Annotated in this window: 10 protein-coding genes and 1 pseudogene; 6 read left to right on the top strand and 5 right to left on the bottom strand. The window is 63.6% G+C overall.

All coding sequences use genetic code 11. The annotated features are described in order from the left end of the window. The 4 genes and pseudogenes from FS320_RS50745 to tyrS all read left to right on the top strand — a co-directional run. Positions 1-131 (top strand): annotated as a pseudogene (locus FS320_RS50745) (IS481 family transposase); the annotation flags it as partial. A 223-nt stretch (positions 132-354) separates the two neighbouring features. Continuing rightward, positions 355-1,437, top strand: a complete 1,083-nt coding sequence (locus FS320_RS16515) for a LolA family protein (protein ID WP_152712941.1) — start codon at positions 355-357, stop codon at positions 1,435-1,437. 255 nt (positions 1,438-1,692) lie between these two features. Next, complete coding sequence (locus FS320_RS16510) at positions 1,693-2,667, top strand: phosphoribosylaminoimidazolesuccinocarboxamide synthase (RefSeq protein ID WP_152712940.1); 975 nt, start codon at positions 1,693-1,695, stop codon at positions 2,665-2,667. A gap of 205 nt (positions 2,668-2,872) precedes the next feature. Continuing rightward, positions 2,873-4,126, top strand: a complete 1,254-nt coding sequence (tyrS, locus tag FS320_RS16505; RefSeq protein ID WP_152712939.1) for a tyrosine--tRNA ligase — start codon at positions 2,873-2,875, stop codon at positions 4,124-4,126. Between the two features lie 166 nt (positions 4,127-4,292). On the opposite strand, the gene FS320_RS16500 is transcribed toward tyrS, so the two are convergent. Further along, positions 4,293-5,138: an alpha/beta fold hydrolase gene (locus FS320_RS16500; protein WP_152712938.1), complete on the bottom strand. Its 846-nt coding sequence runs from the start codon at positions 5,136-5,138 to the stop codon at positions 4,293-4,295. A 268-nt stretch (positions 5,139-5,406) separates the two neighbouring features. Next, positions 5,407-6,174: an EAL domain-containing protein gene (locus FS320_RS16495; RefSeq protein ID WP_152712937.1), complete on the bottom strand. Its 768-nt coding sequence runs from the start codon at positions 6,172-6,174 to the stop codon at positions 5,407-5,409. 215 nt (positions 6,175-6,389) lie between these two features. On the opposite strand from FS320_RS16495, the gene FS320_RS16490 reads away from it, so the two are divergent. Further along, positions 6,390-7,349, top strand: coding sequence for a homocysteine S-methyltransferase family protein (locus FS320_RS16490; RefSeq protein WP_152712936.1), 960 nt, complete (start codon positions 6,390-6,392; stop codon positions 7,347-7,349). Here the strand turns inward: FS320_RS16490 and FS320_RS16485 are convergent. From FS320_RS16485 to FS320_RS16475, 3 genes are all read right to left on the bottom strand, one after another. Continuing rightward, positions 7,332-7,715 carry a DUF1622 domain-containing protein gene (locus tag FS320_RS16485; RefSeq protein ID WP_152712935.1) on the bottom strand — a complete coding sequence of 128 codons (384 nt, stop codon included), beginning with the start codon at positions 7,713-7,715 and terminating at the stop codon, positions 7,332-7,334. The genes FS320_RS16490 and FS320_RS16485 overlap by 18 nt on opposite strands. Before the next feature lie 321 nt (positions 7,716-8,036). Then, complete coding sequence (locus FS320_RS16480) at positions 8,037-8,261, bottom strand: YgaP family membrane protein (protein WP_152712934.1); 225 nt, start codon at positions 8,259-8,261, stop codon at positions 8,037-8,039. A gap of 193 nt (positions 8,262-8,454) precedes the next feature. After that, on the bottom strand, positions 8,455-9,153 hold the full coding sequence (locus FS320_RS16475; protein WP_244627181.1) for a L,D-transpeptidase: 699 nt from the start codon (positions 9,151-9,153) through the stop codon (positions 8,455-8,457). A 290-nt stretch (positions 9,154-9,443) separates the two neighbouring features. Between FS320_RS16475 and FS320_RS16470 the strand changes: the two genes are divergently transcribed. Further along, positions 9,444-10,043, top strand: a complete 600-nt coding sequence (locus FS320_RS16470; protein ID WP_152712932.1) for a tyrosine phosphatase family protein — start codon at positions 9,444-9,446, stop codon at positions 10,041-10,043. Positions 10,044-10,053: the final 10 nt, after the last annotated feature.

The raw sequence follows: 10,053 nt of genomic DNA, 5'->3' as shown, positions 1-10,053 counted from the left end.
TGGTGCGCAGCCGCCTGGCCGCCGAGCCGAAGCTGGCCAACCGCCGCTACAAGCCGCCCGATTCAGACGCGTTGCCGCCCGCCCTCCAGGTCATCGCTGCCGCCAAGGAGGTCTCGCATCCAGACAACTAGAGCATCGGATGGATCCTCCTCTTGGCTGGCGCATCGTTCGGGCGGAAACCGGGTCCACTTTTCGCTGACGCGGCCCTCCGGGTCCGCACGATGCGCTGGACACGACTCGCTTTTGCCTGCAAGGCTCCTGCCTTCATTCAGCCTCTTATCCAAGCCATAAAGCATTGCTGCGCCGTGCTTTTGCGCACGGGCATCGGTGATTTTTCAGGTTAGCAGTGGCGTCATGCTCAATTCGTCTGTGCGTTGCATTCTTGGTCTTGCCGTCGCTCTCGCGTACGCATCTCCCGCCGTTGCCCAGCAGTCTTCCGACCCCCTGACACGCTTCCTCGACGGCGTTTTCAAGAAGCCTTCGGCCCCGGCCGCCAGCGCTCCGCAGCAGAATGCGCCGCAAGCCGCACCCCAGCCGCCGGCTGCCCCACGCGCTCAGGCGCAGCCCCAGCAGGCGGCTCCCAAGCCGAAGGCGACGGTGCAGAAGCCTAAGACGCCGCCACAGCGGACTGCTCAACCACAGCCCCGACCCGCGCCTCAGACCGCGGCGAAGCCCGAGCCCCAGCCGCAGGCGTCCGCTCCCGAGAAGGTGGAGGCGAAAACGGCAGCCCCCGAACCGCAGAAGCCTGCGACCGAAGCGCCCGTGCAGGCGGCCGAGCAGGCCAAACCCGCCACGCCGCCCCCGGTCAAGGTGGCGGAGCCGCCTAAGCCTGCCCGGTCCACCCCGGCGCCGTCCGCGCCTCCTCCGACCTCGGTGGCCGCGCCGTCTTCCGCCCCGACGCCGACGTCGCCCCCCGGGCCCCGGACGCCCGAGGAGGCTCTCGACCGGGTCAATGCCTATTTCAACAGCCTCGACGTGATGTCGGCCTATTTCGTGCAGAAGAACCCCAACGGCCAGCAGGCCGAAGGCACGCTCTCCATGCGTCGGCCGGGCCAGTTTCACTTCGCCTATGCCCCGCCGAGCACCCTCGAGGTGGTGTCAGACGGGCGCAACGTGGCGATCCGTGACAAGAAGCTCGGCACCAACGACGTCTATCCCGTCGGGCAGACGCCCCTGAAATTCCTGGTCCAGGACAACATCGACCTGTCGCGGGACACCAAGGTGCGCGACGTGCAGGTGGGCCGCGACGGCATGGTGACGGTCCGGTTCGACGACAGCGCGACGCTGGGCGGCACGTCGAAGATCACCCTGCGCTTCGACAGCCGGGCCAATGCGCTCAAGCAATGGACCATCATCGATGCCCAGGGCTACGAGACCTCCGTGACCCTGTCTGGTCTCAACGCCACCTACCGCCGGGATGCCAGGGCGACCCAATAGGGGCGCGCCGTTCTCCTCGTCCCGTCATGGCCAGCCCTGTGTCGGCTGTCCCGAACCGAAGAGTGCAGCGCCTTGCCGAAATGAGATCACCGGCACGAGGCCAGTGATGACGTGATGGCGTTTCCGGTGCTCGCCGACCGGGCCCGTGGAAAGAGCCGATTTTTGCCGGTTTGGGCCTAGCGTGCCCAAGATTTCGGGTTAGAACTCGGCCAGCGCGTCGCCGAGCGCGGCACCCGAATTCTCTGGCAGGTGAGCATGGTGGATAAAGCAGCCCTTGGAGCCTATGCCGGTTACGTCCTCGAGGACGCGACCATCCCGGAACTGCCGAACCACTATCGCGGCAAGGTGCGCGACAATTACGACCTGCCGGACGGGCGCCGGATCATCATCGCGTCGGACCGCATCAGCGCCTTCGATCAGAATCTGGCCGCCATCCCGCTCAAAGGGCAGGTGCTGACGCAGACCGCCAAGTTCTGGTTCGAGGCGACGGCGGATATCTGCCCCAACCACGTGATCGAATATCCGGATCCGAACGTGCTGGTTGGCCGCAGGCTCACCATCCTGCCGGTCGAGATCGTGGTGCGCGACTATCTCGCCGGCACGACCGGGACCTCGATCCTCTCCCTCTACAAGGCCGGCCAGCGCGAGATGTACGGCATCCGCCTGCCCGATGGCATGCGAGACAATGAGAGGCTGCCGCAGACCATCATCACGCCGACGAGCAAGGCTTTCCACGGGGGCCACGACGAGCCCCTCACGCCTGCCGAGATCGTCGAGCAGGGGCTCCTGAGCCAGGAGCAGTGGCGAACGGTCTCCGACTATGCTCTCGCGCTCTTCGCGAAGGGCAGGGAGATGGCGCGCGAGCGGGGCCTCATCCTCGTCGATACGAAATACGAGTTCGGCATCGACGAGAGCGGGAAGATCATGATCGCCGACGAGATCCACACGCCTGACAGCAGCCGCTACTGGTTCCTGGAGAGCTACCAACAGCGCTTCGAGGCCGGCGAGAGGCCTGAGAGCTTCGACAAGGATTTCATCCGCACCTGGGTCGTCGCCCGCTGTGACCCCTACAAGGACGAGATCCCCGATATCCCGCAGGACGTGGTGCTGGAGACCTCACGCGTCTACATCGATGCCTTCGAGCGCATCACCGGCCAGACCTTTGCTCTGCCGCCGAAAGACGTGCCGGTGCTGGAGCGGGTGCGGCGGAATTTGAAGGCGTATTTCTGAGCCCAGTTGACGATTCTGCCTCACATCCATAAGATCACCCCATGATCACCGGTCGCCTCACCTTCACGAATTATTTTACGCCGTCCCCATAGGGCGGCTCCGTTCGGTTGCGACCAAACGTTCGATGCCGCCGCTCTCCGGCGGCATCTTCATTTGGTGATCAGGTCTCCGGGCAGCGGTTTCCGCAAGCTCCAAGGAGACCCCTATGACGACCTTACGATCCGATTTCCTGAAGACGCTCACCGAGCGCGGCTTCATTCACCAATGCACGGACCTGGATGCCCTCGACGAGCGGCTCTCGGCCCGGCCGGTTGCTGCTTACATCGGCTTCGATGCCACGGCGGACAGCCTGCATGTCGGCAGCCTCGTGCAGATCATGACCCTGCGCTGGCTCCAGAAATCCGGCCACAAGCCTGTCGTGCTCATCGGCGGCGGCACCACGCAGATCGGCGATCCGAGCTTTCGCGATGCGAGCCGGCCCTTGCTCGACGACGAGCAGATCGCCAGGAACGCTGCGGGCCTGAAGCAGGTCTTTTCCCGTTACCTCACCTTCGGCGATGGGCCGACCGATGCGGTGATGGTGGACAACGCCGCCTGGCTCGATCCGCTACGCTACCTGCCTTTCCTGCGCGATTTCGGCACCCATTTCACGATCAACCGGATGCTGAGCTTCGAGAGCGTGCGCCAGCGGTTGGACCGCGAGCAGCCCCTGACGCTGCTCGATTTCAACTACATGGTGCTCCAGGCCTTCGACTTCCTGGAACTGTCGCGCCACCATGCCTGCGAGCTGCAGATGGGGGGCTCGGACCAGTGGGGCAACATCGTCAACGGCATCGAGCTCGCCCGTCGCATCGACCAGCGCCAGCTCTTCGGGCTGACGACGCCGCTGCTCACCACCTCGGCCGGGGCGAAGATGGGCAAGACAGCCAGCGGCGCGGTGTGGCTCAACGCCGACCGCTTGAGCCCCTACGAATTCTGGCAGTTCTGGCGCAACTCCGAGGACGACGATGTCGCGCGCTTCCTGCGGCTCTTCACGGAGCTGCCGCTCGACGAGGTGCATCGCCTCGGCCAGCTGAAAGGGTCGGAGATCAACGAGGCGAAGCGGATTCTGGCCAGCGAGGCAACACGGCTCGCCCATGGGGAGGCGGCGGCACGGGACGCCGCCGACATCGCGCGCCGCGCCTTCGAGGAGGGAGAGAACGCATCCGGGCTTCCGAGCATCGGTCTTGCCCGATCCGAGCTCGAAACGGGCGTCACCGTCGCGCAGCTTCTCGTTCTTGCGGGCCTTTCAAGCTCCAAGAGCGAGGCGCGCCGCTTGGTGCTCAACAGCGGAGCAAGGCTCAACGGGCATGTCGTGCAGGATGCGGATGCCCAGGTCGGTACGTCGGATCTAACCGATGGGTCCTTCAAGCTGACGGCCGGCAAGAAGCGGCATGTGCTGGTGCATGTGAGCGACTGATGGAGAAGCTCTCCTTCTCCCGGGTGCAACTTTCCCCGTCATGGCCGGGCTTGTCCCGGCCATCTCGATGATGTGAGGCGCGACGCTTTTCCAATCGAGATCACCGGCACAAGGCCGGTGATGACGGAAGGAGGGTGCTTATCAGATGGAGCGCTAGGCAGCGGCTCTAACCGGAGCCGCCGCACGTCGCGCATCGCTGCGTCGAAAGGAACCGTGTCACCACCTTCGTCACGTCCCTGGCCCGCTCGACGGGAAGCATGTGCGTCTCGTTCTCGAACAGGTGCAGCCGTGCGGACGGGATGAGCCGCGCCGTCTCTTCGAGGGAGGCGACATCGAAGAATCGGTCGCGCGTCGCACCGACGATGAGCGTCGGCGCCGCGATGCGGGCGAGCCAGGACGGATCGCCGCCGAAATCCTCTCCCGCAACGGCGTTGAGACCGCGAACGATCACGGCGGGATCGTTCATCGTCTCCTGCAGTCGCGTCCGTTCCCGCCTGAACCTCAGACGGATCAGCCAGTTGAGCCAGGGGCGGCGAAAGACCAGGCCGAACTCGTCTAAGAATCCCTCGAAGTCTCCGGCCCAGGCGCATGCGATCTGCCGGTCGATGCTGCGGCGCCCCTCCGGCGAAAACCGGTGCGCGCTCACCATCAGGATCAACTCCTTCACGAGATCGGGGTGATCGGCCGCGAGTCGCGCGGCGACGAAGCCGCCGAACGAGATGCCGATCACGGTTGCGGGGCCGATCTCCTCTCGAAGGATCTGCGCGACATCCCTCACGATCGTCCCGATGGAATAATCGGCGGAAGGCGCAGGATCGTAGCCCAGCACATAGACCGATCGGCCTGCGGGCAGCAGGCGCGCGATGCGCTCGGCGTCCCGCTGGGCACGGGCAGGCGTCGGACGTCGGACGAAGGCCTGGCCGCCGTTCAGGACGACGATGGGGGCGGGACCCGAACCCGTTTTCACAAAGGGGATTCTGTTGAGGAACAGACCCGTTTCGAATGTTGTCATGGACGTATCGCCGGAAGGCAGCTTGCTGCAGCGTCTGTGGCTGCTCCGAATGTGCTGCGCAGGGTTCTCGAAAAATCTGCCTGAAGGGCTGCCGCTGCTGTGCTCGAACGACGGGGAGCGCCAACCACGCGGCTGGAGCGGCAGGAAAGGGCAGGAATGAGAGCCGACGGACACTGGAAGAGTGGCGGCGGCTGGCGGCCGGGACAATTCTCCTAGTGGGACTCGACCGTTACGTCAACTGCCGAGTTCGTGTTGTTCGCAGGGTGGATCAGGTGCGGAGCGAAACGGTCGGAAGATCTTCCAGCGCTGGCTTGGCGAAGAGGAAACCCTGGAACAGGTCGATGCCGGCGTCGCGCAGCGTGGCGAGTTCCGCCTCAGTCTCGATGCCCTCGGCAGTGATCGTGATATCGAGGGCGCGCGCCATCACCAGGATGCCCGCGATGATGGCCCGACGCGCGGCGGAATCCGTGACGCCGCGGATGATCTCCATATCGATCTTGATGAGATCGGTCTGGAGATCGGCCAGGAGATTCAAGCCCGCATGCCCTGCGCCGAAATCGTCGATGGCCGTGATGAACCCAAGGCGCTTGTACTCCGCGATGATCCGAGCGACGTGCTTGGTGTCCACCATCCGCTCGTTTTCGGTGAATTCGAACATGATCCGCCTGGTGTCGAAGCCCACACGGCGAGCGGTCTCGAGGGATGTCCTGATGCAGGCTGCAGGCTCATAGACCGCGTTCGGCATAAAGTTGATGGAAAGCCGTGTCTCGTCGGTTCTCGGGAAGAGACGACCTGCCAGTTCGATGGCTTTGACGCGGCAGGCCTGGTCGAACTTGTATTGCCGGCTCTCATCGACCTGACTCAGGATCTGCCCTGCGGGTTGCCCCTGCGTTCCCCTGACCAGCGCCTCGTAGCCCCAGACGATGCCCCGGCCGAGATCCACGATCGGGTGGAAGGCCATGGTGAAGTCGAACGGAAGCGGTTCACTGCTCCTGCACCCCTGGCATCCCACCTTCGTATTCACTGACGCGTCCATTCCGATCATTGAAGAATTTCACAGGACGATATGGGGGAAGATCTTGCGATTGCCCTAACGTGAGGAAAGGCACATCAAGATCATTGGCATTCGGGCAATCTTGCTGCCTGCCGCAGCCCACAATCCTGCGTCGAAAGAACAAACCATAAAGCCGATTGTCCTCTCAGGTCGGGCTGTCGGGGCACCGTTGTCGCAAGAAATGCGGGAGCACTTCCATGACCAGCAGCCGATTTGCCTTTCCACCCTCGAGCGATGCGGTCTTTCTGACCGATGGCGGTCTCGAGACGACGCTCGTCTTCCTCGATGGTGTCGATCTTCCCTGCTTTGCGGCGTTTCCGCTTCTGCGCAGCGCGGAGGGACGGGATAGGCTCGAACGTTATTTCGAACCCTATATCCGCACTGCCGTGGAGCGGGATGTCGGATTCATTCTCGATACGCCCACCTGGCGGGCCAATGCCGATTGGGGCGCGAAGCTCAATGTCTCGCCCGACGATCTGGCGGATGTGAATCAGGATGCCGTGCGCTGGGCGTCCGGTCTTCGTGACAGGCTCTCCGATCATCGGGACCGGATCTTGGTCAACGGCGTCATCGGTCCGCGCGGAGATGGCTACCGGGCCGATGCGCGGATGAATGCGGAGGAAGCGCAGGCCTATCATGCGCCGCAGGCGGAAGCCTTTCGCGAGGGCGGGGCAGACATGGTGAGCGCCATCACCATGAATTATGCGGAGGAGGCCATCGGCATCGCGCGTGCGGCAGAGGCTCTCGGCATGCCGGCGGTGATCTCGTTCACAGTCGAGTCGGATGGCAAGCTGGCCTCCGGCGAGACGCTCCAGTCCGCGATCGAGAGAACGGACCGCGAGACCGGCCACATTCCGGCCTATTACATGATCAACTGCGCGCACCCGACCCATTTCGACGGGATCCTGTCGGAGAGCGATGAATGGACTCGACGCATTCGCGGGCTGCGGGCCAACGCGTCGGCAAAAAGCCATGCCGAACTCGATGAATCCACCGAGCTCGATCCAGGCGATCCCGACGATCTTGCCCGCCGCTATCGAGGTCTGCGCGAGCGCATGACGCAGCTCGCCGTGCTCGGGGGATGCTGCGGCACCGATCACCGCCATGTCGCGGCCATCTGCGAGGCCTGCGTTCCGGCATCAGGCCGTGCGGCGTGAGGCGCTGTCGCCATCACCTTTGTGACGGTCCCAAGGCCAGCGCCCCTCGATCTCGACTTCGAGCGAGAAGCTCAGGAAGGTTCGGATGAGGACGATGCCGCCGAGGATGAGGAGGCTCTGGAGAGTCGGCTCGATGGCCACCGTGTTGATGATGTCGGCGGCGACGAGGAACTCGAGGCCAAGCAGGATGGTGCGTCCCACATTCGAGCGATAGAGGTTGAACGCCTCCGATCCCGGGCGGCCGTGCAGAACCTTCCAGAGGACCGCGACGCTCGACCCGAGGAGTCCGAGGACGATGATGGCAATCCCGCCGACCTCAATGGCGCGTGTCGTCAGTTTGAGCGCCGAGGGAAACCAGTCGTCCATGAGCGATCCTTGAGGTTCATGGACTAGATTCATAGGTCAGGCGGGCAAAGGCTCCAGGGGGAGGGTGCCTGAGCGGTTCGCCTATTCGGCACCGCTCCAAGCTCCCGTCCCGATAAGCCGGCTCATCAGGTGGCTCCCTCGCCGTCATGGCCGTCCCCGGACTTGATCCGGGGATCAGTCCCGGCCATCCCGATGGGAAGGGCGCTGCGCTTCAGGCAATCGGGATCACCGGCACAAGGCCGGTGATGACGACCGAGGGGAACATCCGGTTGGACACTAAGGATGAGGTCGCGGTTGAAGACGACCTTGTTTGACCGTCAATCAGGCGAAGCCGGCTTTGCTCGGAAGCCCCATGCGCTTGAACATCATCACGACCGGGCACATGCCTGTGAAGGACGCCTGCACCAGATGCGCGCCGAGGAGCCCGGTGAGCCAGAGCCAGCTGATGTTGACATAAACGGCGAGCAGGACACTGACGATGATAAGCCCGCCGACAGTCAGAAGGATCGCGCGTTCCGGCGCATCGGACCTAAAAGTGGAATCCATTTTTGGGGCTCATCCGATGCTCCTCATGGGAAAGCGCATCGTTCGAAGCGGAAAACCGGGGCCACTTTTCCGCACGATGCGTGTCATGACCATGCCTCCAGCAGAGACCGCTCGATCCTACATCAAGCCTAACGGGGATAAAGGAAAAAGGGCCAGCCTGCGGCCAGCCCTTTTGATCTATATGCGATCAACCTCAGTAGGCTGAGGACACCCGCATTTCATCGTCGACGTCGAACAGGCGCTGTCCCTGGAGCACGACCACGGGCGAGCCCACCGGCACGCGGTTGTAGAGATCGATCACGTCCTGATTGAACAGGCGGATGCAGCCGCTCGACACCGATTGGCCAATCGACCATGGCTCCGTGGTGCCGTGGATGCGGTACATCGTATCGCGGCCGCCATCGTAGAGATAAAGAGCGCGTGCACCGAGCGGATTGTCCAGACCGCCCTGCATGCCGCCAGCCCACTTGCCGTTGCGCTCGGGCTCCCGCCGGATCATGGCAGCAGTCGGAGTCCAGCTGGGCCACATGGCCTTGCGGCCGACCCGCGCGCGACCGCCCCAGGCGAGGCCTTCCTTGCCGACGCCGATGCCGTATCGAATGGCCCGGCCGCCCTCGCGCACGAGGTAGAGATGGCGAGCCGCCGTATCGACCACGATCGTACCGGGCTCCTCACGGCCGTAATAGGCAACCTCGCGGCGCAGGAAGCGCGGATCGACCTCGGAGATGTCGGTCGCCGGCAGCGGATGTGACTCGTCGGGGCGCGGCCCGTACATGGCCACATAGGCGGGATCGATGCGGCGCAGGGCTTGCTGCTGAGGTGATTGTGTCGAGACACAGGCCGCCAGGGCAATCGGAAGAAGAACCGCAAGGAAGCGGATTGCGTTTTTCAACGGTGACGGGCTCGAAGCGGTGGCAGCAAACATCAGTGGGTGACCTGCAGTTTCTGTTTTTGGTTTCATTTGCCGACGCTTAGGAGCGGCGGCGTACATCTCGAAAAGACATAGCCTTGGCGGTGACGACAAGGTGGATCTCGCGTGGCGAAAATGTGGCAAAGGACAACTGTGATTTGCAAGACACAGTATTTTGAACGCTTCGATCCATTTGGATCGCGGCGAGTTAACTCGTTTGATAGGTTCGTTAAGGTTTTTGTCCCATTCCAGCCGTCCGACGAGCGTTTTTCATGCACCGTATACCCATTCAGATGCTCACGATCTGCGGCATCTCGGAATTGACGGACCAGCGCGAGCGGTCTGTAACCCATGTTCTTTCGATCCTCGACCCGGATCATCCTGATCCGGAGGCATTCGGGGCCTACGATCCCCATCACAGGACGATCCTGCGCTTCCATGACATCATCCATCCGATCCCGGGCATGATCCTGCCGGCGCCGAACGATGTGGAGGCGATCCTTCGTTTCGGGGACGAAGTGACGGACGGACGGGCCGAGCAGGCGGAGGGGCACCTGCTCGTCCACTGCCATATGGGCGTCTCGCGCTCGACCGCCGCGATGCTGACCCTCATGGCCCAGGCCAATCCGGACGAGAGCGAGGACAGGCTGTTCGAGCGATTGGTGGAGATCCGGCCGCAGGCTTGGCCGAACTCCCTCATGGTCGACTTCGCCGACGAACTCCTGTCGCGCAAAGGGCGCCTCACCGAAGCCCTGCGCCGGCATTACGGCCGCCAGATCCAGCGCATACCGAACTATGTGCAGCTGATGCACGATCTCGACCGCGGCCGCGAGGTCGAGATGGCGGCGTGGGGCCGCCTCACAAATCACTGACCTGCCTCGT

This window comes from Microvirga tunisiensis (assembly GCF_009296175.1).
Classification (GTDB): Bacteria; Pseudomonadota; Alphaproteobacteria; order Rhizobiales; family Beijerinckiaceae; genus Microvirga; species Microvirga tunisiensis.
This window is presented reverse-complemented; position numbering and strand designations above follow the sequence as displayed.

Bases quoted from the DNA above. Each gene is read 5' to 3' on its own strand.
- FS320_RS16510 (WP_152712940.1), top strand. From the start codon at position 1,693: ATGGTGGATAAAGCAGCCCTTGGAGCCTATGCCGGTTACGTCCTCGAG.
- FS320_RS16515 (WP_152712941.1), top strand. From the start codon at position 355: ATGCTCAATTCGTCTGTGCGTTGCATTCTTGGTCTTGCCGTCGCTCTC.
- FS320_RS16490 (WP_152712936.1), top strand. From the start codon at position 6,390: ATGACCAGCAGCCGATTTGCCTTTCCACCCTCGAGCGATGCGGTCTTT.
- FS320_RS16470 (WP_152712932.1), top strand. From the start codon at position 9,444: ATGCACCGTATACCCATTCAGATGCTCACGATCTGCGGCATCTCGGAA.
- FS320_RS16495 (WP_152712937.1), bottom strand. From the start codon at position 6,174: ATGGACGCGTCAGTGAATACGAAGGTGGGATGCCAGGGGTGCAGGAGC.
- FS320_RS16485 (WP_152712935.1), bottom strand. From the start codon at position 7,715: ATGGACGACTGGTTTCCCTCGGCGCTCAAACTGACGACACGCGCCATT.
- FS320_RS16500 (WP_152712938.1), bottom strand. From the start codon at position 5,138: ATGACAACATTCGAAACGGGTCTGTTCCTCAACAGAATCCCCTTTGTG.
- tyrS (WP_152712939.1), top strand. From the start codon at position 2,873: ATGACGACCTTACGATCCGATTTCCTGAAGACGCTCACCGAGCGCGGC.
- FS320_RS16480 (WP_152712934.1), bottom strand. From the start codon at position 8,261: ATGGATTCCACTTTTAGGTCCGATGCGCCGGAACGCGCGATCCTTCTG.